We start from the raw sequence: 24,208 nt of genomic DNA on the forward strand, positions 1-24,208 counted from the left end.
GTGTTCCACGGATGGGGCGGGGCCTCCGACCCGCGCCGACTCGTCAGGTGCAGGCGGCGGACACCGCGGGACTCGACCAGGTGCCGGGCCAGCGCGCCAGCCAACGTCCCGGTGCCGCCGGTGATCAGGGTCGTGCCGTCCGTGGGAGCCGGGAACGTGAGCACGAGCTTGCCGATGTGCCGGGCGTCCCGGAAGTGCCGGAACGCCTCGCGCGCCCGGCCGACGTCCCAGGTCGTGACCGGCAGCGGTCGCAGCGCCCCCGAGGCGAACAGGGCGAGCAGGTCGGCCAGCATCGCGGCGATCAGGTCCGGTTCGACGTCGAGGATGTCGAACGCGTCGTAGAGCACGCCCGGATGCGCCGCCGCGACCTCGTCGGCCCGGCGGACGTCGAGCTTGCCCATCTCCAGGAACCGGCCGCCGCGCGGCAGCAGTCGCAGCGAGGCATCGACGAACTCGCCGGTCAACGAGTTGAGCACCACGTCGACCCCGTCGGCGAACGCCGTCTCGAACCCGAGGTCGCGCGAGGACGCGAGGTGCGACCAGGGCACGCCGGACTCGGCGAGGACGACGTGCTTGTCCGGGTGCGCGGTGGCGAGGACGGTCGCGCCCACGTGCCGCGCGAGCTGCCCGGCGGCCAGGCCGACGCCCCCGGTGGCCGCGTGGACCAGCACCGACTCGCCCGCACGCAGGCCGCCCAGCACGACGAGCCCGTAGTAGGCGGTGAGGAACGCGATCGGCATGGACGCGGCCTGCGCGAACGACCACTCGGCGGGGAACCGCGACACGAGCCGGTGGTCGGTCGCGACGACCGGGCCGATGGCCGAGTCGGTGATGCCGACGATGCCCAGCACCCGGTCGCCCACGGCGATCCCGGTGACGTCCGCGCCGACCTCGGTCACGGTGCCCGCGAACTCCCGGCCCAGTCCCGCCGTGCCGGGGAACATGCCCATGCTCGTGATGACGTCCACGAAGTTGAGCCCGGCCGCGCGCACGGCGATCCGCACCTGGAGCGCGGTCACCGGCGACTCGGGGACGGGCGCGAACACCAGGTCGTCCGGCGTCGCGGTACCCGCCGTCCCGGTGGTGTCGAGCTTCCACGCTCCCGTAGGCGGAACGAGGACGTCGACCGGCGGGACCTCCCGCAGCACCGGGACGTGCGGGACGCCCGCCCGCAGCGCGAGTCGGGGACGGCTCGTGGCCACGGCCGTCGCGACGGCATCCCGCGACGAGGTGGTGTGGTCGGTGTCGAGGAGCGTCGTGCGGTCCGGGTGCTCGGCCGCGGCGCTGCCCCACAACCCCCACAGCCCGGCGGCGACCAGGTCCGGGGTCGCCGTGGTCGCGTCGCGGGTGAGCAGCACGAGGTGGGCGTCGGTCGTGGTGAGGCAGGTCCGCAGGAGGTCGACGTGCGCCGCCAGCGCGGTGCGGACGGCCTCCGGGAAGTCGGTGTCCGAGCGCGGGTGGTGCACCACCAGGGTGTCCGGCACCGGGCCGTCGGCGAGGAGGTCCGCGACCGTGGCGTAGGTCGGCACGGGCAGGGCGTGGTGCGGCGGGCCGAGGACGGCCACGGTTCCGGTGGTGCGGCCGGGGTCCGCGGTGGCCGGTTCCCAGACGCGCTGCTCCAGCTTCTCGGCGGTGTGCGCGGCCCGGAACGTCAGGGTCCCGGTGACCACCGGACGACCGGTGGTGTCGACGGCGTGCAGCGCGTACCCGGTCGACCCGGTCGGGGTGATCCGCACCCGCAGGTCCGCCGCGCCCGTGGCGTGCAGGCGGACGTCGTGCCAGGAGAACGGCATCCGCGGGGCGGTGTCGTCGAGCAGGATGGCGTGCAGGGCGGCGTCGAGCAGCGCCGGGTGCACGCCGTAGGCCGCGGCGTCGTCACCGGGCAGCGCCACCTCGGCGAGGATCTCGTCGCCCAGCCGCCACGCCCGCCGCAGGCCGTGGAACGCGGGCCCGTACTCGTAGCCCACGTCGTGCAGCCGGTCGTAGGAGACGGCGGCCGGCGTCGCGCCGACCGGTGGCCAGACCGGCTCCGGTGAAGGGGCGGGTGATGGGTCTTGAACCAGCACCCCCGTGGCGTGCCGGGTCCACGGCTCGTCCGATCCCTCCGGCCGGGCGTGCACGGCGAACCCGCCGTCCGCTTCCACGGCGACCTGGACCGCCAGCACTCCCCCGTTCTCGGGCAGCACCAGCGGGGACTCCAGCACGAGTTCCCCGACCGCGTCCCGACCGACCCACTTCGCAGCCTGGAGCGCCAGTTCGACCACCGCCGTGCCCGGCACGAGCGTGACGCCGGTGAGCGCGTGATCCGCCGACCACGGTTGCAGCCTGGTGGACAGCCGCGCGGTGAGCAGATGGCCGTCGACGTGCGGCAACGGCAGGTCGGCGCTGATCAGCGGATGGCTGGTGCCGCCGACTGCGGTGGGCAGGGCCCAGAACCGCGTTGGCCGGAAGGCGTAGGTGGGCAGCGGGACGATCCGGGCTTCGGGGTGACCGGCGGTCCAGTCGACGGGACAGCCGTGCCGGTAGGCCTCCGCCAACGAGGTCGCCAGCCTGCGGCGCGGCTCGTCGTCACGCCGCAGGGTGCCGAGCACCGTCGCGGCCGACTCCGCGAGCGCGCTGTGCAGCAACGGGTGCGGGTTGACCTCGATGAACACCCGGTGGCCCTCGTCGAGCAGCGCGCGGGTGGCGGGCTCGAACAGCACCGGCTCACGGGCGTTGCGCCACCAGTAGTCGGCGTCCAGTGTGGTCGGGTCGAGGAGACCGCCGGTCACGGTGGAGTAGAACGGGACGGCCGCCGGGCGGGGCCGCACCGGCTCCAGGACGTCCAGCAGGTGCTCGCGCAGGACCTCGACCTGTGCGGAGTGCCCGGCGTTGGTCACCCCCGGCAGGCGACGGAACCGCACGCCTTCGGCGGTCAGCACGGCGAGCAGTTCCTCCAGGGCGGCCGGGTCCCCGCCGACCGTGGTCGCCACGGGACCGTTGACGGCCGCGACCTCCACCTTCCCGTTCCACGGCCGCAGCCGGTCCCGCGTCTCCTCCGCGGACAGCGGCAGCGACGCCATCGCGCCCCGGCCCGACAGGTCGAGCAAAGCCCTGCTGCGCAACGCGATGATCCGGGCACCGTCCTGAATGGACAACGCCCCGGCGACGCAGGCCGCGGCGATCTCGCCCTGCGAGTGGCCGACGACCGCCGCGGGCTCGACACCGTGCGACCGCCACCAGGCCGCCAGCGACACCATCATGGTGAACAGGGCGGGCTGCACCACGTCCACGCGGTCCAGCGGGGGCGTGCCCGGCAGGCCGCGCAGGACGTCCAGCACCGACCAGTCCAGGAACTCCTCGAACGCGGCCGCGCACTCGTGGGCCGCGGCGGTGAACACCGGCTCGACGTCCAGCAGGCCCTCGGCCATGCCGACCCACTGCGAGCCCTGGCCGGGGAACACGAACACCGGTCCCGTCGGGGCCGCCGCGGTGGTTTCGGGATCCTGCAACCCGGCCAGCAGTTCGGCCCGATCGACCCCGACCACGACCGCGCGGTGCTCGAAGTCGGCGCGGCGCGCGAGCGTCGCCGCCACGTCCGCGGCCGAGAGGTCCGGGTGCGCGAGGAGGTGGTCGCGCAGTCGTGCGGCCTGGTCCGCCACCGCCTGCGGGGTCTTGGCCGACAAGGGCCAGGCGACAACGTTGTCAGCCGCCAAGGGCTCCCGGTTGACCGCCGGGACCGACTCCAGGACCACGTGGGCGTTGGTGCCGCCCGCGCCGAACGCCGACACGCCCGCCCGGCGCGGGCGATCCGCCGCTGGCCACGGCCGGGCCTCGGTCAGCACCCGCACCGTCCCGCTCGACCAGTCGACGTGCCGGGTCGGCTCGTCCACGTGCAGGGTCCGCGGCAGGACGCCGTGGCGCATCGCCATGACCGTCTTGATCACGCCCGCGACCCCGGCCGCCGCCTGGGTGTGCCCCAGGTTCGACTTCACCGACCCCAGCCACAGCGGCCTCTCCGGATCGCGGTCGACCCCGTAGGTCGCGATCAGCGCGTTGGCCTCGATGGGATCGCCCAGCGTGGTGCCGGGGCCGTGCGCCTCGACCACATCGACGTCCTGAGTGGACAGTCGGGCGTTCGCGACCGCCTGGCGCACCACGCGTTGCTGCGCCGGACCGTTCGGGGCGGTGAGCCCGTTGCTCGCGCCGTCCTCGTTGATCGCGCTGCCGCGCACGACCGCCAGCACCTCGTGGCCGTTGCGCCGCGCGTCGGACAGCTTCTCCAGCACCACCAGGCCGACGCCCTCGGACCAGCCCGTGCCGTCGGCAGCCGCCGCGAACGCCTTGGAACGGCCGTCCGCCGACAGCGCGCCCTGCTTGCTGAACTCCACGAACATCAGCGGTGTCGCCATCACCGTCACGCCACCCGCCAGCGCCAGCGTGCACTCGCCCTGGCGCAGCGACTGGCAGGCCAGGTGCAACGCCACCAACGACGAGGAGCACGCCGTGTCCACCGCGAGCGCGGGTCCTTCCAGCCCGAGGCTGTAGGCGACCCGACCGGCCAGGACGCTGGTCGTGGTGCCGGTGTAGACGTAGCCGTCGAGGTTGTCCGCCGACCGCTCGGCGTTGGTGTCGTACTGCTGCGGGATCACGCCGACGAACACCCCGGTCGGCGTGCCGCGCAACGACAGCGGGTCGATGCCCGCCCGCTCGACGGCCTCCCAGCCGACCTCCAGCAGCAGCCGCTGCTGCGGGTCCATGGCCAGCGCCTCGCGCGGCGAGATGCCGAAGAACCCGGCGTCGAACTCGGCCGCGTCGTGCAGGAAGCCGCCTTCGCGCAGGTACGAGGTGCCGCGGCCGTCCGGGGTCGACCCGAACAGCCGGTCGAGGTCCCAGCCGCGGTCGGTGGGGAACTCGCCGAGCACGTCGCGTTCGCCCGCGACCACGTCCCACAGGTCCTCGGCCGAGCGGATGCCGCCGGGGAAGCGGCAGCCGATGCCGACCAGCGCGATCGGCTCGTCCGAGCCCGCGGTCGTCGGCCGGGGCAGGGCGTTCGACACCGGGTCGGCCGCCAGGAACGCGGCCACGGCACGCGGCGTCGGGTGGTCGTAGACGAGGCTGCTCGGGATCGCCCTGCCGAGGGCGTCGGCCAGCCGTTCCTCGATCTCCACGGCCGCCGCGGAGTCCACGCCGAGCTGCTCGAACGTCGAGTCCGGGGCGACCGCCGCCGCGTCGGGGTGTTCGAGCACGACCGCGACCTGCTGCCGCACCTCCCGCAGCAGCGCGGAAAGCCGGTCGGCGCTCGGTGGCGTGACGGTCGTGGCGGTAGTCCGTTCGTCGCCGATCCAGTAGCGCTCCCGCTGGAACGGGTACGTGGGCAGGGCGACCCGCCTGCCGCCGACGGCCTCCCAGTCCACGCCCTCCATCTGCGCGTCGCCGCCGACCACGCGCTCCCCCGCGGCCACGGCGTCCAACCCGCGCAGGAAGTCCGCGCGCCGGGAGGCGGTGATCACGGCCCGGTGCTCGAACGTCGTCCTGGTGCGGGCCAACGAGTACGCGATGTCCGCGTTGCGCGGTCCCGGATTCGCCTCGACGTGCGCGCGCAGCGCCACCGCCTGGTCCCGCAGCGCTCGCGGCGTGCGCGCGGACAGGAACCACGACACCGGGGACACGGCGGGCGGCAGCACGGGCCCCGACGGCGGTGGCGCCTGGCCGAGGACCACGTGGCAGTTCGCGCCGCCCATGCCGAACGAGCTGACGCCCGCCGTGCGCGGCCCCGCCCACGGCTCCCGGTCGACCGCCACCCGCAACCCCAGCTCCGCCAACGGGATCGCCGGGTTCGGCCGGTGGAAGTGCAGGCTGGGCGGGACCTCGCCGTGCCGGACGGCCAGCACCGCCTTCAGCAGCCCGGCGATGCCCGCGGCCCCTTCGAGGTGGCCGATGTTGGTCTTGACCGAGCCGACCCGCAGCGGCCGGTCGGCTCCGCGGGCCGCGCCCAGCACCGCGCCGAGCGCCGCCGCCTCCACGGGATCGCCGACCGGCGTGCCCGTGCCGTGCAGCTCGACGTAGTCGACCTCCGTCGGGTCGAGCCCGGCCCGCTCGTAGGCCAGCCGCAGGACCTCCCGCTGCGCGGCGGGGTTCGGGACCGTGAGACCGCCATCCGCGCCGTCGTGGTTCACCGCGCTGCCGCGGATGACGCAGTGCACGCGGTCGCCGTCCGCGAGGGCCGCCGCGAGCGGCTTGAGCACCACCAGGCCCGCGCCCTCGCCGCGCACGAACCCGTTGGCGCGCGCGTCGAACGTGAAGCACCGGCCGTCCGGCGAGAGAGCGCCGAACGCCTCGGTCGCCCGCCGGGACTCCTCGCCCAGCAGCAGGCTCACGCCACCCGCGAGCGCGAGCGTGGACTCGCCGGAGCGCAGGCTCTCGCACGCCAGGTGCACGGCGGTCAGCGAGGACGACTGGCCGGTGTCGACGGTGAGGCTGGGGCCGGTGAACCCGAACCGGTGCGACACCCGGTTGGCGATCATGCCGGTGCGCTGGCCGGTGAACGTGTGCGACGTCGCCGGGTGGGCGCGGGTCACCTCGGCGTAGTCGCCGTCCATCACCCCGACGTGGACGCCGACCCGCGTGCCGCGCAGGGTGTCCGGCACGATGCCCGCGTCCTCAAGGCCCTCCCAGCCGAGTTCGAGCACCAGCCGCTGCCGCGGGTCCATCCGGGCCGCCTCCCGCGGGGAGACGCCGAAGAACGCGGGGTCGAACAGGTCCACCGCGTCGAGGTACCCGCCGGGCCCGGAGCCCGGCCGGTCGGTGACCGCGTCGACGCCGTCGACCAGCAGCCGCCAGAACGCGTCCGGGGACGGTGCTCCCGGCAGGCGGCACGCCAGCCCGATCACCGCGATGTCGTCGTCTCGCACAGCGTCAGACCTTTCTCACAGGGGGAGGTTCTCGTGCTTGCGGATGGGGGCCGTCCGCCGCTTGGCGCGGAGCAGGCGCAGCGCGCGCTCCAGCCGGAGCCGGGTGTGGGACGGCTCGACCACCTCGTCCACGTAGCCCCGTTCGGCCGCCTCGTACGGCTCGTCGCCGTCGATCCGCGCGGTCGGCCAGGCCAGGACGTAGTCCGCGCCGAGGTGCCGCGACCCCATCGCCACGTAGCCGATGCCCGCCGCGTGCCGGAGCACGACCGTCAGCAGCGGCACGGACGCCTCGGCGTAGGCGTGCAGCAGCGCCGCGGCCCGCCGAGAGCCACCCGCCCACTCCTGGTCGACGCCCGCGCGGAACCCCGGAACGTCCACGAACGTCACCACCGGGAGGCCGTAGGCGTCGCAGGTGCGGACGAACCGCGCGGCCTTCACGCAGGCGTCGGCGTCGAGCCGCCCGTCCGACTCGGCGGGCTGGTTCGCCACGACCCCGACGGCCCGGCCGCCGAGCCGGGCGAACCCGACCAGGACGTTCGGTGCGAACCACCGGTGCACCTCGAGCAGGTCACCGCCGTCGAACACCGCGCCGAGCACGGCCCGGACGTCGTAGCGGTCGTCGGGCCCGTCCGGCACGACGGCCTCCAGCGCGCGGTCCGCGCTGGTCAGGGCCTCCTCGATGGACCGGGGGTCCAGCCGGGGCACGGGGTCGTCCCCGGCGGGCAGGAACGCCAGCAGGGCGCGGACGTACTCGATCGCGTCCGCCTCGGTGGCGGCCACGTGGTGGGCGTTGCCGCGCAGGTTGTGCGTCCACGCGCCGCCGAGCTCGTCGAGGCCGACGTCCTCGCCCAGCGCGTCGCGCAGCACGGCCGGGCCGGTGATGAACATGTGCGACGTCCGGTCGACCATCACCACGAAGTCGGTCAGCGCGGGCGAGTACACCGCGCCGCCCGCGCAGGGCCCCATGACCAGCGAGATCTGCGGGACGCTCCCGGACATCCGCACGTTGCGGGTGAAGATCCGGCCGTAGAGCGCCTGCGCGACCACACCCTCCTGGATGCGGCCGCCCGCGCTGTCGTTGATGCCCACCACCGGCACGCCGGACTCCGCGGCGAGGTCCATGACCGCGCCGATCTTCTCCCCCACGACCTCGCCGAGGCTGCCGCCGAACACGGTGAAGTCCTGCGCGAACACGCACACCGGGCGGCCGTGCACGGTGCCGTGACCGGTCACCACCGCGTCGCCGAAGGGCCGGTCCGCCGCCAACTCCGGAACGCTCGACCGGTGGCGCGCGAATCCGCCGATCTCGGCGAAGGAACCGGGGTCCAGCAGCAGGTCGATCCGTTCCCGCGCCGTTCCCTTGCCGCGGTCGAGCTGGCGTTTCGCCGTTTCTCCCGCCCTTGTCCTTTTCGCGTCCTGCCGCTGCCGGAACGACGTGATGGCCTCGTGGACCACGGTGTCCTCCCGTCTCGCATTTCCTTGCCACAGCGGGGAAGCCCGCCGACCCAGCAGAGCAGCGAAAGGCGCGGGAGAACAACGAATTCCCCGAAGAATGGCGCAGAATGGCCAGGCGGGATGCGCGGATTCTACTCCTCAGCCCCAGTGGCCTATCCCACTGTCGAATTGCGGCAAACGCGTGACGCTCATCACCGGACAAAAGGGAACTCCCTTTCTCCGGTGAGCCGCCGACGACGTGAGCGGCACCGTGGCGCTCGCTCTGCCGGCGCGCCTCCAGGAGCGAGCCAGGTCACTGGCCGTTCGGCCGCTTACGACCCCGCACGCCCGCCGAGAGCAGCACCACCCCGCCGACCGCCAGGACCACGACCCCGCCGAGCAGTGCCGTCGCGGACACCGGCCCGAGAGCGGGCACCGTGGCGCGGGCGGACACCTTGCTGTCGACCACGCGCGACCCGTCCGGGTTCAGCAGCACGGCGGCCCACTCGCCCTCTTCCGCCTGCCACGCCAACGATCCCGTCCCGTACGCGACCCAGATCGGCCGGGCGGCGGGCACGCTGGGCGCGGGCCCACCGGGGTGGTGCCGGTACCCGATCGCGGCCTCCCGCACCCGCACCTCGTCGTACTCCACCTCGGCCAGGTACTCGGCCACGTCGTCGGCGGCCCCGATGCCGACGAACACGTCCTGGTCCCCCCGGAGTTCCACCACCCCGAGCCAGTCCTGCCCCACCGGCACGGCGACCTCGGTCCACCGCATGTCCACGGCCCCGAACGACAACGCGTACCCGTTGCTGTGGAACGACCGCGCCCCGGTCGTCAGGAACCCGTCCGCGTCCCGCCGAGTCCCGTCCACCCACACCCCGACGGCCCCCGCGGCCGCCAACACCGACCCGCACACCAACAACACCAGCGCGACCACGCCGACCAAGGTCCGCACCCCACCCACCGCGCGCGCTTCGGTCATAAGATCAACGTACGCACCAGGACCGGCCTCGCACAGCGCCCGTACGGCGGACGACCCGGACCGGTCAGTCCACAGAGGACACTCCAAGCAGCGGCACGAGGACGTCGTCGACCACGCCGACCACCTCGGCCTCGCTCACGGAGTCCGTGCGCCAGGCCTCCACCAGCAGCATGCGCGGGCCGATGGAGGCGGCGCGGTCGGTCACGCGGGTCGGGTCGGCCTCGCCTCGGGTCACGGCCTCGGCCAGCACGCCGAGCAGGACCTCCTGGGCCGGACGGATGATTGATTCCCAGACCTGGTCGAACAGGGCCGGGTGCTGGTGGCGGTAGGCCAGCAGGGGGCGGAGGGCCTGGCCGCGCGGTTCGTCGAGGGCGTGGACGAAGTGGGTCAGGAGGGTGATCAGGTCGGTGCGGAGCGAACCCGTGCACGGGGGCGTGAGGGGCTCGCCGAAGCCGGTGGCCGGGTCCGTGAGGGCGGCCAGCACGAGGGCGTCCGGGGACGACCAGCGGCGGTACAGGGCGGCCTTGCCGGTGCCCGCGGCCGTGGCGATCTTGTCGAAGGACAGCTCGGCGAAGCTGGTGCGGGCCAGCTCACGCAGGGTGGCGAGGTAGATCGCCTCGGTCAGCGCGCTGCCTCGGCGACGGGTCGGGGTCACCGGTCCATGATGACCCCGTCGGCTATAGTGAACAAATCTGTTCCCTATGAAGGGCTCACGATGTACCGCATCGCCGATGTCGCCGTCGTCGACCCCCGCGACGGCACGGTCACACCCCACCAGGACGTCCGGATCGCCGACGGGCGGATCGCCGGGATCGGCGCGACCGACGGGCCGGACGGCGACCCCACGACCGTCGACGGGCAAGGGCGTTTCGTCGTGCCGGGGTTCGTGGACATGCACGCCCACCCGCTCAACCTCGCCGACCCCACCCACGAGCTGGACCTGATGCTCGCCTTCGGCGTCACCGGCTACCGGCAGATGAGCGGCGCCCCCGGCCGCGCCCGGCCCGCGGTCGACGACCGGACGCCGAGGCTGCTCGCCACCCCCTGTTCCGTCCTCACCCCGCTCAACGCGGGCAAGCCGGACACCGCCGTCGCGGAGGTGCGACGGCAGGCCGAAGCGGGAGCGGACTTCATCAAGGCCGCCCTGATCACGCCCGAGGTCTACCTCGCCGTGCAGGCCGAGGCCGACCGGCTGGGCCTGCCGGTGGTGGGCCACCTGCCCGCGGGCATCGACCCGCTGGCCGCGTCGGACGCGGGTTTCCGGTCGATCGAGCACATCGGTCCCGGACTCGGCGTGCTCTCCGGCTGTTCCTGCCACGAAGACCACCGGCCACCCGCCGCGAGCCCGATCAAGGCCCCGCCGTTCCCGATCCCGTTCGCGGACAAGATCGCCGAGCGGCTGCTCCGCCGGATCGTGGTGAACCCGGCCCAGCTCACCAGCCCCGCCGCCCTCGACTCGATCCGCGCCACGATCGACGGCTTCGACGAGGACAAGGCCCGTGAGCTGGCCCGGCACTTCGCCGCGAACGACACGTGGAACTGCCCGACGCTGATCCGGATCAAGGCCCAGCAGTTCTGCGACGACCCGGCGTTCGCCGCCGACCCCGACCTCCGCTACACCACGGCGAAGGAGCGCAAGACGTGGACCGCGGCGGCAGCGGCGTTCCACCGGAAGTTCACCGAAGCCCAGCGCGCCGTCTTCGCCGACCAGTTCGCGTTCCAGCTCCGAATGGTGAAGATCCTCGACGAGGAGGGCGCTCCGCTGCTGGCGGGCACGGACGCGGTCGGCGCGGCCTGGGTCGTCGCGGGCACGTCGCTGCACGACGAGTTCGACCTGCTCGCCGACGCGGGCCTCGGCCCGGTGCGCATCCTGCGGGCGGCGACCCACGACGCGGCGCGCTTCCTGCGCCGCGAGCACGAGGCGGGCACGGTCGACGTGGGCAAGGAGGCCGACCTGGTGCTGCTCGACGCCGACCCCACCGCGGCGGTGGCCAACCTGCACACGGTCAGCGCGGTCGTCCGCGCCGGACGGCATCACGACACCGGAGCACTGTCCGCGCTGAAAGAACGGGCCACAGGGCGGCGAGGGTGAGCAGCGCCTCCAGGTAGCCGCCCCACCTCGTCGCGGGCGTCGTGGACGTTCGCAGCGGCACGGTGTCCACGAGCGTGGCCGCGGTGAACATCCCGGTCGACCGCACCACGCCGCCATCGGGCCGCACGACCGCGCTCACCCCGCTGATCGCGGCCACGACCACCGCCCGCCCGTGCTCGACCGCGCGCAGCCGGGCCATGGCGAGCTGCTGGTAGGTCATCTCGCCACGCCCGTACCAGGCGTTGTTCGTCGGCACCACGAACACCGCCGCGCCGTTCGCCGCGCTCTCGCGCAGCACCCCGTCATAGGCGACCTCGTAGCAGATCCCCACGCCCACACGGGTGTTCGCGACGTCCAGGACGCCGGGCCGGGTGCCCGCGCGCAGGTCTGGGGCGTCGGCGAACGGGGTCACCAACCGGGCGAGCGGCCGCAGCGGGATGTGCTCGGCGAACGGCACCAGTTCCTGCTTCGCGTACGAGTCGCCCGCGCCGGTCACCGGGTCCCAGGCGATGACCGCGTTCTCGTCGCGGCGCAGCGCGCCGATCAGGGTCGGCACGCCAAGATCCGCGACGGCGTGGTCCAGTTCCGGATCGCGCGCACCGGTGCTGGTCGCGCTTTCCGGCCACACCACGAGGTCCGGCACGGGTGTCGTGCCCGCGCGGATCGCGGACGCCAGCTCGGTCGTGGCGCGCAGGTGGTCGCGGCGCACCTCGTCCCGCCGTCCCATCAGGCCCAGCCCCACGTCCGGCGCGTTGCCCTGCACCACGGCGACCGTGCGGACGCCGTCCTGCGCGGCCACGTCGACCAGCGGCGTCACGGCCAGCGCCGCCACCAGCGGCAGGACCGGCCACGGCCGCCGGACGTCCCGCGCCCCCAACACCCACGCCGCCACGCCGAACCCCGTCACCACGACCGCGAACGACACCAGCGGTGCTCCACCGACCGCCGCGAGCGGCAGGTACGGCCCTTCGACCTGGCCGAACGCCACCCGCCCCCACGGGAACCCGTTGAACGGCAGCCTGCCGCGCGCGGTCTCCTGGAGCACGAACAGCAGCGCCGCCCACACCGGCCCGCCGGGCAACCGCGCCACCCGTGGCACGAGCGCACACGCTCCTGCGACGAACAGGGCCATCAACGCGGACAGCACCACCCACGGCGCGGGCCCGAAGTCCCGGCCGAGGAAGTCGTCGATCCACCGCAGATGCAGGAGGAAGAACACCAGGCCGAACACGAAGCCCAGCAGCGCCGCGCGGCGGGCGCGGACCCCGCTGACCGCCCACCAAAGCCCGGCGAACGCCAGGATCGCCGTCCACCACACCGTGCGGGGCGGGAACGCGACGTGCAGCAGCCCACCCGCGAGCGCGGCGGTGGCGAACCGGGTGGCCGTGCGGTGGAGCAGGGGTGTGGCGACCGCGAGGTCAGACACGAGACCTCGGCTTCTCGATCGACTTCCGGCGCAGCAGGAGGAAAGCCGCGCCCACCACGAGAATACCGACCGCGTAGCCCACGACGAGCTGCCCCACCCGGCCGGAGAAGTTCCCCGCCAGCGGCGGGACGAGCACCGCGAACACCGCCACGACCGCCGCCAGACGTGCCCGGACGAGGGTCGTCACCGGGGCCACGGCCAGCGGGACCACCGCCCACAGCAGGTACCACGGCTGCACCACCGGACCGAGCAGCACGACCGCCGCGAGCACCAGCCCCAACGCCGTGACCGCGTCGACCCGACCGCGGAGCTGCCGGTGCAGCACCACGGCGATCACACCCGCCGCCAGCACGTACCCGACGACCTTGCCGACGCCGATCATCGTCGTGGTGAGGTCAGCGCCGAACAGCGACCCGATTCCGCCGATCGCGAACCCGAACCAGTTCGTGGGCGCCATCCAGCTCGCCACCAGCCCCGACGTGCCCAGCACCCGCACCCACCCGAACCCCAGCCCGGTCAGCACCGACACCCCGACGGACACCACCAGGAACGCGCCTGCCATTCCCAGTCCCACCAGCACGAACCCGCCGCCCCGACGGCGGGCGAGCGCCGTTCCCACCACCGCCAGCGCGACCAGCGCGGGCAGCTTCACCTCGGCCGCCAACGCGATCAGCCCGACGCCGAACGCCAGCGGCCACCAGTCGACACCCTCCCGCAGCGCCCCGAGCGCGACCGCCGTGCCCGCGAGCATGAGGCCCAGCATCAGCGAGTCGTTGTGGGCTCCCGCGACCAGGTGCCAGAGCACCAGCGGGTTCAGCACGCCGAGCCACAGCGCGGCACGCCCCGACGCGCCCGCGAGCCGCGGCACCGCCCACACGATCAGCGCCAGGCCCAGCACCTCGACCACGCGGTGCAGGAGCACTCCCACCACCGGGTCCCCCGCCGACACCTGCGCGATCAGCCGTTCGACGGCCCCGAACAGCGGACCGTAGGGCGACGGCGTGTCCTGCCAGTACCCGCCCACGCGCTGGACGGCGTCCGCCGTCGCGCCGAGGCCGGTGGCCGGACCGACGGCGTTGGGGTCGAGACCGCGGGCGGCGACCTCGCCCTGCGCCAGGTAGCTGTACAGGTCCAGGCTGAACAGGGGCGGGGCCACCAGCAGCGGGCCGCACCAGAGGACCAGCGTCCGCTTCAGCCAGCGCGCGCTCGGCCGTGGCCGACCCGCGAGCACCGACCGGCCGAGCAGCGCCCACGACAGCACCAGCAGCCCGACCCCGGCGACCCCCGCGGCCAACGCCACCGTGCCCGTCCACGCGGCCCCGGTGAGCAGCACGACCCCGCCGAACCCGGTCCAGCGGAGCACGTCCACCCCGCCCGAGGAGGGCGTGGCGGATGTCGTGATCGGACGGCGGTCGATCGCCGAGAGCGACATCGGTCCTCCAGGGACGCGAGGACCAGGGTGGCCCCTCCAGGCGACGATCATGGGGCGCGGCGGGATCATCACGGATCCCACCGTGGTCCCATCCCCGAGTACGACCACGGGTGGACGTCGGACTACCCCGTGCCCGCGCGGACCAGGCCGCACTCGTAGGCGTGGACGACGGCCTGCACCCGGTCGCGCAGGCCGAGCTTGCCGAGCACGTGGCTCACGTGGGTCTTCACGGTGCCCTCGGACAGGAACAGGTGGACGGCGATCTCGCTGTTGGACAGTCCCCGCGCGATCAGGCCCAGCACCTCGCGTTCGCGCTCGGTCAGCACGTCCAGCACCGCCGACGCGGGCGGGGCACCCGTGCCGATGTGCCGTTCGAGGAGGCGGCGGGTCACGCTCGGGGCCACGCAGGCGTCGCCGCGGGCCACCACGCGGATGGCCGACAGCAGGTCGGCGGCCAGCGTGTCCTTGAGCAGGAAGCCGCTCGCGCCCGCCTGGATGGCGGCGTAGACGTGCTCGTCGAGGTCGAACGTGGTGAGCATCAGCACGCGTGTACCCGTGCCCTCCGCGCAGATGCGGCGGGTCGCCTCGACCCCGTCGACCTCAGGCATCCGCACGTCCATCAGCACCACATCCGGCCGCAGGTCCAGTGCCAGCGTCGCCGCCTCGGCGCCGTCACCCGCCTCGCCGACGACGCGCATGTCCTCGGCGTTCTCCAGGATCATCCGGAACCCTGTGCGGACCAGCGTCTGGTCGTCGGCGATCAGCAGCCGGATCACGAGTCGCTCCCCCGGATCGGCAGGTCGGCCCGGACGACGAACCCGCCGCCGGGACCGCGTTCGGCGACGAGACTCCCGCCGAGCAGCCGCGCCCGCTCGCGCATGCCGCGCAGCCCGTGGCCACCGCCCGTGCCCTCGACCGCGCCGCGCCCGTCGTCGCCAATCCTGATGCCGATCGCGGTGGCCCCGTAGGACAGCACGACCTCCGCCTTCGCGCCCTTGCCCGCGTGCTTCATGGTGTTGGTCAACGCCTCCTGCACAATCCGGTACGCCGACAGGTCCACAGTGGACGGCAACGGCACGGTGGTCCCCTCGACCCGCAGGTCCACCGGAGTGCCCGCCTTCCGCACCTGGCCCACCAGCGAGGTGAGCTGCGCCAGCCCCGGCTGCGGGTGCCACGTGTCGTCGACCGCGCCCACCGCCGCCAACACCCGGCGCATGTCGGCCAACGACTCGCGGCCCGTGCGGACGATGGCGTCGAGCGCGGACCGGGTGTCGGCGGGCCGGGTGTCCAGCGCCGCCGCGCCGCCCTGGGCCTGGATCACCATCACCGACAACCCGTGCGCCACCACGTCGTGCAGCTCGCGGCTGATCCGCCCGCGCTCGGCCGCCACCGCGAACGCCGCCTGGAGGTCGCGGTCCCGTTCGAGTTCCCGCGCCCGCGCCCGGAGCTGGTCGAGGTGCGCCCGCCTGCTGCGCGTCGCCGAGCCGACGGCCCACGCCGCGACCAGCGCGGAGACGAACACGGTCAGCTCGTCGCGGGAGGTGGCCCAGGTGTCGTCCCGCGGCAGGAAAACGGGGTCGGGCGCGAGGATCGGCGCCGGTCGTGGCGGCGGTGGCAGGGGGCGGACGACGTCCGGCGGGCGGGGAACAGACCGGTCGGCGAAGGCGTTGGCGACGCTCCACCCGGCGGCCAGCACCACCAGGCACCCCAGCACCGCGAGCGACACGGCACGCCGGCGGCGCAGGGCGACCGTGTAGAGGAGGACCAGGACGCTCAGGTCCGCCACCGAGATCGGCGTCGGCAGCAGCACGTGCGTCGTGACCGCCGCCGCGGCGACCGCGGTCAGGGGCACCGGCCACCGACGTCTCAGGGCGACCGCGACCACCGCGAACGCCGTCGCCGCCCACCAGCCCACCGAGGGGGGCTCGTTCGCGACGGTGACCGCCGCGCCCGCCACCAGCAGCACCGCCGCGAGCACCGCGTCCAGCACTGCGGGCGAGCGCGCCCACACCCCCAGCCTCATGGCCCGCGAGCGTAGGGCGTGATCACCTGGGCCCGCGTCCGTCGCGAGAGGTATATCGGAGGTGCCGGAGTACCCCGCGCGACAGACGTGATCAGGGGCGCGGAGACGGACGCGGGCGGCGCGCGGACGCCGCCACTCTTCACCGCATGAGACGACAAGTGCTGAAACGCAAGGGATCCGCGGTCGTGGTCGCCGCTGTCGCGCTGACGTCGCTGGCCGTCGTCCCGGCCGAGGCGACCGGGTCCGCGGTCGCGTGGCGGGCCTGCCCGACCTACTCCGACGACGTGTTACGCGCCCTCGGCGTCGACGACGGCCAGCTGCCCGAGGTCCGCACGCGGCTCGCCCGCCTGGAGTGCGGCGTGGTCAGCGTCCCGCTCGACCACGACCGGCCGCGCGGCAGGCGGATCGACGTGGCGATCACCAGGCTCAAGGCCACCGACCAGGCTCACCGGCTGGGAGCGCTCGCGCTCAACCCCGGCGGGCCGGGCGGCAGCGGGTACCTGATGGGCGTCCAGGTCGGGACGCTCAACGACGAGACGAGGAAGCTCGGCGAGCGGTACGACCTGATCGGCTTCGACCCGCGTGGCGTCGGCTACAGCACGAAGGTCGACTGCGCGCCGCCCGAGGGCGGTGAGGAGGAACCCGCCACGGGCCCGATCACGAAGGAGGCCGCCAAGGTCGTCTTCGACCGCGAATCCGCCGCCCTCACCGCGTGCGCCAACAGCGACCCGGCGTTCCTGGGGCAGCTCACCGCAGAGAACGTGGCCCGCGACCTCGACCTCGTGCGCGCGGCCCTGCACGAGCGGAAGCTGAACTTCCTCGGGGTGTCGTGGGGGACGTGGCTCGGCGCGGTCTACCGCAGCGCGTTCCCCGCCACGGCGGGTCGCGTGTTCCTGGACAGCGTGGCGCCACCGCGTTTCCGCCTGGACACCTTCGAGGACGCCCGCGCCGCGGCCTCCGAACGCAGCTCCGACCGCCAGTTCACCTGGCTGGCGCAGCACGACGACACCTACCACCTCGGCACGACCCCGGCAGAGGTGCGCGCGACCGTTCTCGCGATGATCCGGGACTTCGACGCCAACCCCCGGCACTACACCGACATCCCGATGCCCGTGGACGGCTCGATCATCGCCGTGACGGCCGAACAGCGCTCGGACATCTGGCCGCTGACCGGCACGATCCTCCACGAGCTGAAGGAATCGACCGGCCCGACCGCACCACCGACGTTCAAGAACGTAGTCATGGGCCCACCGCGCCAACCGCTGCCGCCCGGCACCCCGGAAGGCCAGAACCCCACGATGGGCCACGCGACGTTCTGCAACGAGGACCCGAGCCGCCTCGACTTCGACCACGCCTGGGCCGCGTTCGAGAAGCGCGTGGCGGACAACCCGGCCACCGGCAGGTCCCTGCGCTTCTCCGGCGGCTGCAACGGCTGGCCCCTGCCAGTCCAGGAATACCGCCTGCGCCACAGCAACAACACCCTGGTACTGGCAGGCCACCGCCACGAAACCGTGTCGGTGTTCCAGTGGACAGCGGACATGCAGGCAGCAACCGGCGGCCGCACCTACACAGTCGAAGACGACGTCCACGGCTCAGTACTCCGCGTACCAGAATGCGCAGCCGACCTCGTCCACTACTTCACCACCGGCCACATCGACAACGGCTGCCCAGGCGCGCCCGGCCCGGACGCCCCAACCACCCTCACCACACCCACCACCGCCCGTTTCGACCTGACCGGCTCGGGGCAGACCGGCCTGGGCCTGACCGCCTCGAACTGACCCACCCGAACACGACCAGCCCAGGCCCGACCTGCTCGGGTTCGACCAGGTCGGACCCGAGCAGGAAGGGCTCGACTGGTCCGGGAAATAGGGTCCGCGGCCGACCGGCTCAAGGTTGCCGACCCAGGCCCAAACCAGTCTCGGCCCGACCGGCCCTGAACCAGCCAGGCCCGGACCAGTCAGATCCGGGCCTGGCTGGTTCAGGGCAATACAGTTCGCCGACCAGTTCAGGCTGACCGCCACTGGCTCAAGCAGTCCCAGCCTGGCCAGCCGACTCAGACCCCGCCGGTCCAGGACTGACTGGCTCGGGTCCAGCCAGTCCAGAACCGACCGGCCCAGGCTCACCGCGTAAGGCCTGATGCTCGGGGCCGACTAGGTCAGCCCCACCAGTCCGGGCAGAGCGGCTCGGGGCCTGACTGGTGCCGGCTTGATCAGTTCGGGACCGATCGGCTGGCTTGGCGGGGTGGGCATGAGCGCAGGCGATCACCGGCCCAGCCGACCGGCTATCCCGCACCGACACGAACAAACCGCTCTCTCCACCTTCTCACACCTGATTGCATACAGAATCCAGCCGGCCGAATGCCCCCGATCGTGAACTGTTGCCCCGCGCTAGGACACTGCGGTGGCGCGTTCGGTGCAGTGGGTCAGGGCTTCGGTGATTTCCTCGTCGTCCGGTGCCAGCTCCGCTGCGGCGCGGAGGTCTGCCAACGCCTGGTCCCAGTCGCCGAGGTCCTGGTGGACGAAGGCGCGGTTGTAGCGCAGGGCCGGGTCGGCGGGGTCTGCGGCGATGGCCGCGCCCAGCATGTGGAGGGCTGTTGGGCCGTCGCCTTCCTCGTGGGCCAGGGCTGCTCGGGCGGCCAAGGCTGTGCCGAGTGTGGGGGCGAGCGCCAAGGCGCGGTCCAGGGATGCGGCAGCTAGGACAGATTCGCCGCGTTCGGCGTGGGCCTGGCCCGCGGCGCAGTGCAGCAGTGGGTTGTCCGGGTCCACGCGGAGGCCTGCCTCCGCGTCGTGGAGGGCCGCGTCGGCGTCGCCGTCCTCCAGGTGCAGGCCCGCGCGGTTCACGTAGGCGTCGACCAACGTCGGGTCCAGCTCCAGCACGTGGTCCAGGGCTTCCCTGGCCGCTTCCGTGTCGCCCGCGTCCAGGTGCAGTTCGGCGCAGTTGTACAACGCCTCCGGGAACGGCGGACCCAGGCGGATCGCGGTGCGGTAGCTCTCCAAGGCCTCGTCGTCACGGCCCAGGCGATGCAGGGCGTTGCCGCGGTCGAGGTGGTAGTCGGGGTAGTTCGGGTCCACGGCGATCACCGCGTCGAAGCCCGCCAACGCCTCCTCGCACCGGCCGAGGCCCATGAGCACCTGGGCGCGGTTGTGCATGAGGACCGAGCGGTGGAGCTGGTGCTCGTGCAGCTCAAGCTCAGCGTCCAACAGCGAGAGACCCTCGGTCACCAGCCGCAACGCCTCGGGCAGGTTGCCGAGGTGCGATTCCACGAGCGCCAGGCCGTTGCGGTTGAACACCACGCGGAACGCGCGCTCCTTGCCCTCGAACAGCAGGGTGGCGAACGCGATCGCCTGGTTCAGCAGCGCCTTGGCCCGGCGGTGGTCGCGGTCCTCCGCGAGGTTGTGCCGGGTGTAGATCATGCCGGTCGCGTAGGACGCCTGCATGTGCACGCGCGGGTTGTCGGTCGACGCCATCGCCTCCGCGTACAGCGCCTCCGCTTCGGCGGGCCTGCCCAGCGCGACCAGCGACACGGTCATCTTGGTGGTGAACTGCCACCACGAGCCGACGTCCGCCGCCCAGTCCACGAGCGCGCGCCCGCGCTGTCCGAAGTGGATGGTCGCGTGGTAGAAACCCATGTCCACGCAGTAGTCCAGCGCCTCGCGCACGGCGCGCACGCCCTCCACCGCGTCGGAGCCGCGCTCGGCGTGCAGCGGGATCGCGCCGAGCCGCCAGGAGAACTCCCCCGACGCCACGAGTTCGGCCCGCCGCTCGTCGTGCAGGCGTTCACGCACCTCGACGGGCGCACGGTCGTAGTCGTCCGCGTAGAGCTCGTCGGTGCAGTCCGACGCCACGAACTGGGCGACACCGTCGGCCACCGGCACGCGCTCGGCAGTCGGGCTCGGCAACGCCACGGCGTGCGCCTCCAGCGCGGCGCGCAGCAGGTCGTCCACCGGCCCGGCGGCAGCCACGGTCACCGTCAGCAGGGCCGGGTCCACCCGGCGCAGCAACGCGGCCAGGAACTCCACGTCCGTGGGGTCGGCCTCGTGGGCGTCCAGCACGACCAGCCCCACCGTCCCGGCGTCGAGCCGCCGCAGGTGGTCGCGCAGGAACTCCACGACACCGTGCCCCAGCCGCCCGGCGCGCAGCCGCGAGTAGAACCGGGTCCGCTCGGTCGGCACGGCCAGCGACGTCAGCGTCTCCCGCGACGCGGGCACCACGTCACGCAGTTCCGGCGCGACCGACAGCAGCTCGACGACGTGCCGCTCCACCAGGTCCGGCCACCGCGTCAACGCCTCGGGCACGACCGCCCGCACGATCGCGCCCGCTGCCGTGAACGGCCCTCGGTGCGATCGGTGCGCGGTGACCGGGGCCACCAGGGCCGTCCCGTCGGGCGCGAGGGCGGCGTCCCAGTCCGTGCGGTGCGTACCGGTCACCCAGCGGTGGTTCATGGCGGATCTCCAGGAGGTCGTCAGCGGCGGGCGCGCCTGGCCCGGTGGGCGAGCACGCCCGCGAACACGAACTGGCCGATGCTGAGCGTCAGGAACACCAGGGAGTCCAGGGTGTTCAGCACGGTCGGATGGCCCTGGAAGCGGCTGATCACGATGCCGAGCATCACCAGCATCGCGGGGACGACCGCGACGGCCAGCATCACCACCAGGAACCCGTACCCCGCGAGCAGCACCCACGAGTACCAGCGGCCGACGGCCCGGTCCCGCTCCCCCCACGCCGTCTCGTCGAACAGCCGGTCGTGCCGCCCGAGCAGCCGGTAGAGCCGGTTGCGCAGCATCTGCCCGGCCACGCTCTGCAGGTCGTCGCACCGCAGCACGGTGGTGACCAGGTAGTAGAGGTCGGTGCGCAGGAAGAAGTAGAACTGCCAGTACAGCCGCAGCACGGTGACGAACGCGAACGCCCGGCACACCGCGCTGACCCAGCCGTCGGTGACGGCGGCGCCGAGCGTCAGCGCCGAGATCACCAGCACGTCGGCGATCATCCCGGCGAGGATCGGCAGGTACCGCCGACTGCGCGAAACGGACACCAGGCCGTCGAGGGACGTCTCGAACACGATGAAGTAGAAGCGTCGGCCGATGCGCAACGTGGAATTAATGCCGAGCCGCCTCCCGGCGAGCGCGTGAAACCCCTCGTGGAACAGGATCAGCGGAATTTGGCCGAAGAAGATACCGAGTTGGAGCACGATGAGGGAGTCGGTGAAAAATATGTTCCGGAAATGCGGGACCAGCGCCGAGTCGCGGGCCATCGCGACCAGTGCGGCGATCACGACCGCGGCGTAGAGCACCCACGCGACCGGCGAGAAGACCGCTCGGCCCAGCCCTCGCCACCGCACCTCGGGCGGCGCCTGCGCCACCTCACCGGCGGGCGCCAGCAGGTCGAACTCCTCGACGACCTCGAGGAACTCCACGATGTCGACCGGCTCGCCGTACTCCTCGGCGTACCACAGCTGCGCTTCCCGCGGCGTGAGCCCGGCCTCCAGCCTGCGCAGCAGCGCGGCGCCGTCGGCGGGGAAGACCCCGAAGTTGTCCGAGTTCGCGCGCCCCAGCGTGACCTCGTCGCCCTCGTCGAGGTAGGTGATCGGGTGCAGGGTGAGCGGCTGGTCAAGGTCGAACGACGTCGTGGTCAACGGTCACCTCGCGAGGGGAGTCGAGCGGCCCCGGCACTTCGCCTGCCGGGGCCACCCGGTGGCAACTAGTTGGCGACGTCGCAGCCGCAGTCGTAGATCGTCGCGGCCGACGTCAGCCGAACGGTGCCAGCCTTGCGAACCTTGATCTTCTTCATGGGGAAGTCCTTTCCGCCGCAGGGGAGCGGACCACGGGATAACCGTGGGTACCGTCCCGTGGAATGAATTCGAAATACCGGGCCGAGCCCCCGAAAAAAGGACTCGCAAAGCTGCTCGGCCCGCCAATGGTGAGCCCGCCGCCGAGGGAGCGGCAATAGGCCGTTGGAGTGACCGGATAACACCCCGAAGCGGTCCGGTGGCCATTCGCCGGAACGGTATGGGGGCACTTGCCGCAGCGCGGCCCGTCAACAGGAAATTAACGTGCCGTTCAGGGACGGGACGACCCCGAACCCGCTCGTGCGGCTTTCCTTCGGCTCCCCGCAGTTCGGGGTCAGCTCACCAGAAGTGGTCGACGCGCTGGGCGCGTTCGGCGTTCGCCACGGTGCGCAGGGCCGTGCCCATCTCCTCCAGCCACCGGGCGTCCCGCGGACGGGCGGCGGCGAGGTCGATGAGCGCCCAGAGCCAGGCGAACACGTGGTTGAACGACGGCAGCACCAGCACGGCGCCTTCGCTGGGGATGGTGTCCAGCACGAGGGTCATCATCGCGTGGGCCGTGTCGAAGACCTCGACGTCCGGCCAGCACTCGGGTTCGCCGTGGCCGCGTTCGCGGCGCAGGGCCAGGATCGACAGCAGCGCCGGGTGGGTGGGGGCCGCGTCCGCGTCCGGCGTCCACGTGGCGAGCAGCGTGCGCACCCAGTCGAGGAGTTCCAGCAGCCGGGGCGCCTCACCGGCCTCCAGCACCCCGATGACGGTGTCGCCGCCCAAGCGGTCCCAGCAGATCATCGTGCGCCTCCGTCCGGCTGGCGGGTCCTGCGCACAGGCTCCGCTCCCCCACCACACCGGCGCTCGAGGACGACCACAATTCCTGGTCAGTACGTGGTCAACAACCAGCCGGACACGCCGCAAGATCACGTGACAGGCCCGCTACCTGCACTGTTACCGGAAACCGGTCGACGTCCACGCCGTAACGCCCCTCGACCGCCTCCCGATCAACGGATGTCCCGCGACACCGTCGCGCACGTCGGCCGAGGTGGGTTCGCATGACGCTCCGCACGCTGCTCCCCGTGGTCCTGCTGGCATCGGTGGTGGCGGGGTGTGGGAACAACTCCTCGCCCGCACGACCGACGGAGCCGTCCTCGACCGCTCCCACCACGTCAGTGGTTCAAGCGGCGCCCGCGTTCACCGGCGTGATCATGGCAAAGTGCACCCCGACCGCGTGGCAGCTCACCGGTGTCGTTCCCGGCACGGGGAGCACGGTCCGCCGGTCCTTCCCCCTCGCTGCAGGCCGCTCCTCCGCGTTCGGGTGCTCCTCCGGCTCGTCCACCGGTCGGGTGCTGCGCCAGCAGTTCGACCGGGACTTCACCCGGCTGGCTGTGTCCGCCCGCGGGACCGACGGCGGCACCCACGTCGGATACGTCACCAGCGGCGGCGCGTTCGTCGACCTCTCGGCGCCGCCCTCCGGGTTCGCGGATCCCCCCAGGCAGGACACCGCCATGGTCAACCCGGCGACGGGGCGGATCTGGTACCAGGGACTGGACTCGATGGGCTCGGTCGACCCCGACGCGGGACCCGCCAGCGCCCGCGCCGAGGCCGCGAAGCCCTTCGCCAACGGGATCATCGGCGGTTCCCGGAACATCTACTACTTCGCCCCGAACGGCCGGGGACCGCTGAACCTCGGCTTCGCCGCCTACCGCGTCTACTCGCCGGACGGCCGGACGGAGGTCCGGGCGGGCGGCGCCTTCCGCATCGGCGACGTGGACGCGGTGGACGACGCGACACCGATCACCGAACTCCCGGAAGGCGCGCGAGGCTGTTGGCCCAAGTGGTTCATGACCGCGGACAGCTTCCTGTGCGTGGACAACGACAACACGCAGCTCTACAGGATGGTCATCGGCGCCGACCGCGCGTCGTTGACGCAGACACCGCTGCTGCCGAAGACGACCCGTCCGGTCGGCAGCGCCGTCTCCAACGCGGACGGAACGCAGGTCGCGTTCATCTCGGCGATCAGCGGCACGCCCGCGCTCTACACCGTGCCGACCACGGGTGGCGTCGAGCCGACGAGGATCGCCTCCGTCGAGGACGCGAAGGTCGACCTCATCGACTGGATCTAGCCCGGTGGGGTGCGCCGGAACGCACCC

14 protein-coding genes are annotated in these 24,208 nt (G+C 73.0%); 3 read left to right on the forward strand and 11 right to left on the reverse strand.

From position 1 onward, the window contains the following. From ACFWW9_RS33265 to ACFWW9_RS33280, 4 genes are all read right to left on the reverse strand, one after another. A partial coding sequence (locus ACFWW9_RS33265) for a beta-ketoacyl synthase N-terminal-like domain-containing protein (RefSeq protein WP_390386101.1) occupies window positions 1-6,893 on the reverse strand: 6,893 nt, incomplete at its 3' end. A gap of 15 nt (window positions 6,894-6,908) precedes the next feature. After that, window positions 6,909-8,402, reverse strand: a complete 1,494-nt coding sequence (locus tag ACFWW9_RS33270; RefSeq protein WP_390386120.1) for an acyl-CoA carboxylase subunit beta — start codon at window positions 8,400-8,402, stop codon at window positions 6,909-6,911. A gap of 238 nt (window positions 8,403-8,640) precedes the next feature. After that, complete coding sequence (locus ACFWW9_RS33275) at window positions 8,641-9,312, reverse strand: hypothetical protein (protein ID WP_390386102.1); 672 nt, start codon at window positions 9,310-9,312, stop codon at window positions 8,641-8,643. A gap of 64 nt (window positions 9,313-9,376) precedes the next feature. Further along, window positions 9,377-9,967 (reverse strand): TetR-like C-terminal domain-containing protein, encoded by a 591-nt coding sequence (locus ACFWW9_RS33280; protein WP_390386103.1) that lies wholly within the window; start codon window positions 9,965-9,967, stop codon window positions 9,377-9,379. A gap of 60 nt (window positions 9,968-10,027) precedes the next feature. Between ACFWW9_RS33280 and ACFWW9_RS33285 the strand changes: the two genes are divergently transcribed. Further along, window positions 10,028-11,404, forward strand: a complete 1,377-nt coding sequence (locus ACFWW9_RS33285; protein WP_390386104.1) for an amidohydrolase family protein — start codon at window positions 10,028-10,030, stop codon at window positions 11,402-11,404. Here the strand turns inward: ACFWW9_RS33285 and lnt are convergent. The 4 genes from lnt to ACFWW9_RS33305 form a co-directional block, all read right to left on the reverse strand. Continuing rightward, on the reverse strand, window positions 11,319-12,830 hold the full coding sequence (gene lnt / locus ACFWW9_RS33290) for an apolipoprotein N-acyltransferase (RefSeq protein ID WP_390386105.1): 1,512 nt from the start codon (window positions 12,828-12,830) through the stop codon (window positions 11,319-11,321). The genes ACFWW9_RS33285 and lnt overlap by 86 nt on opposite strands. Further along, window positions 12,823-14,262 (reverse strand): polyprenol phosphomannose-dependent alpha 1,6 mannosyltransferase MptB, encoded by a 1,440-nt coding sequence (gene mptB, locus ACFWW9_RS33295; RefSeq protein ID WP_390386106.1) that lies wholly within the window; start codon window positions 14,260-14,262, stop codon window positions 12,823-12,825. The genes lnt and mptB overlap by 8 nt, the downstream gene beginning before the upstream one ends. A 122-nt stretch (window positions 14,263-14,384) precedes the next feature. After that, window positions 14,385-15,029, reverse strand: coding sequence for a response regulator (locus ACFWW9_RS33300; RefSeq protein WP_390386121.1), 645 nt, complete (start codon window positions 15,027-15,029; stop codon window positions 14,385-14,387). 5 nt (window positions 15,030-15,034) lie between these two features. After that, window positions 15,035-16,285: a sensor histidine kinase gene (locus ACFWW9_RS33305; protein ID WP_390386107.1), complete on the reverse strand. Its 1,251-nt coding sequence runs from the start codon at window positions 16,283-16,285 to the stop codon at window positions 15,035-15,037. Window positions 16,286-16,431: 146 nt separating this feature from the next. On the opposite strand from ACFWW9_RS33305, the gene ACFWW9_RS33310 reads away from it, so the two are divergent. Then, entirely contained in the window at window positions 16,432-18,063 is a 1,632-nt protein-coding gene (locus ACFWW9_RS33310) for an alpha/beta fold hydrolase (RefSeq protein WP_390386108.1), read from the forward strand. A 609-nt stretch (window positions 18,064-18,672) separates the two neighbouring features. Here the strand turns inward: ACFWW9_RS33310 and ACFWW9_RS33315 are convergent. From ACFWW9_RS33315 to ACFWW9_RS33325, 3 genes are all read right to left on the reverse strand, one after another. Continuing rightward, on the reverse strand, window positions 18,673-20,727 hold the full coding sequence (locus tag ACFWW9_RS33315) for a tetratricopeptide repeat protein (RefSeq protein WP_390386109.1): 2,055 nt from the start codon (window positions 20,725-20,727) through the stop codon (window positions 18,673-18,675). Between the two features lie 20 nt (window positions 20,728-20,747). After that, window positions 20,748-21,914, reverse strand: coding sequence for a hypothetical protein (locus ACFWW9_RS33320; protein ID WP_390386110.1), 1,167 nt, complete (start codon window positions 21,912-21,914; stop codon window positions 20,748-20,750). A gap of 492 nt (window positions 21,915-22,406) precedes the next feature. After that, window positions 22,407-22,853 carry a hypothetical protein gene (locus ACFWW9_RS33325; RefSeq protein WP_390386111.1) on the reverse strand — a complete coding sequence of 149 codons (447 nt, stop codon included), beginning with the start codon at window positions 22,851-22,853 and terminating at the stop codon, window positions 22,407-22,409. 257 nt (window positions 22,854-23,110) lie between these two features. On the opposite strand from ACFWW9_RS33325, the gene ACFWW9_RS33330 reads away from it, so the two are divergent. Beyond that, window positions 23,111-24,181: a hypothetical protein gene (locus tag ACFWW9_RS33330; RefSeq protein WP_390386112.1), complete on the forward strand. Its 1,071-nt coding sequence runs from the start codon at window positions 23,111-23,113 to the stop codon at window positions 24,179-24,181. Window positions 24,182-24,208: the final 27 nt, after the last annotated feature.

Origin of the sequence: Umezawaea sp. NPDC059074 (assembly GCF_042738955.1) — a bacterium.
Lineage (GTDB): Bacteria > Actinomycetota > Actinomycetes > Mycobacteriales > Pseudonocardiaceae > Umezawaea.

What these genes read in the sequence shown, in the direction of transcription:
- ACFWW9_RS33330 (WP_390386112.1), top strand. Translation starts at nt 23,111, where the DNA reads ATGACGCTCCGCACGCTGCTCCCCGTGGTCCTGCTGGCATCGGTGGTG.
- ACFWW9_RS33285 (WP_390386104.1), top strand. Translation starts at nt 10,028, where the DNA reads ATGTACCGCATCGCCGATGTCGCCGTCGTCGACCCCCGCGACGGCACG.
- ACFWW9_RS33275 (WP_390386102.1), bottom strand. Translation starts at nt 9,312, where the DNA reads ATGACCGAAGCGCGCGCGGTGGGTGGGGTGCGGACCTTGGTCGGCGTG.
- ACFWW9_RS33315 (WP_390386109.1), bottom strand. Translation starts at nt 20,727, where the DNA reads ATGAACCACCGCTGGGTGACCGGTACGCACCGCACGGACTGGGACGCC.
- ACFWW9_RS33310 (WP_390386108.1), top strand. Translation starts at nt 16,432, where the DNA reads ATGAGACGACAAGTGCTGAAACGCAAGGGATCCGCGGTCGTGGTCGCC.
- ACFWW9_RS33305 (WP_390386107.1), bottom strand. Translation starts at nt 16,285, where the DNA reads ATGAGGCTGGGGGTGTGGGCGCGCTCGCCCGCAGTGCTGGACGCGGTG.
- ACFWW9_RS33325 (WP_390386111.1), bottom strand. Translation starts at nt 22,853, where the DNA reads ATGATCTGCTGGGACCGCTTGGGCGGCGACACCGTCATCGGGGTGCTG.
- mptB (WP_390386106.1), bottom strand. Translation starts at nt 14,262, where the DNA reads ATGTCGCTCTCGGCGATCGACCGCCGTCCGATCACGACATCCGCCACG.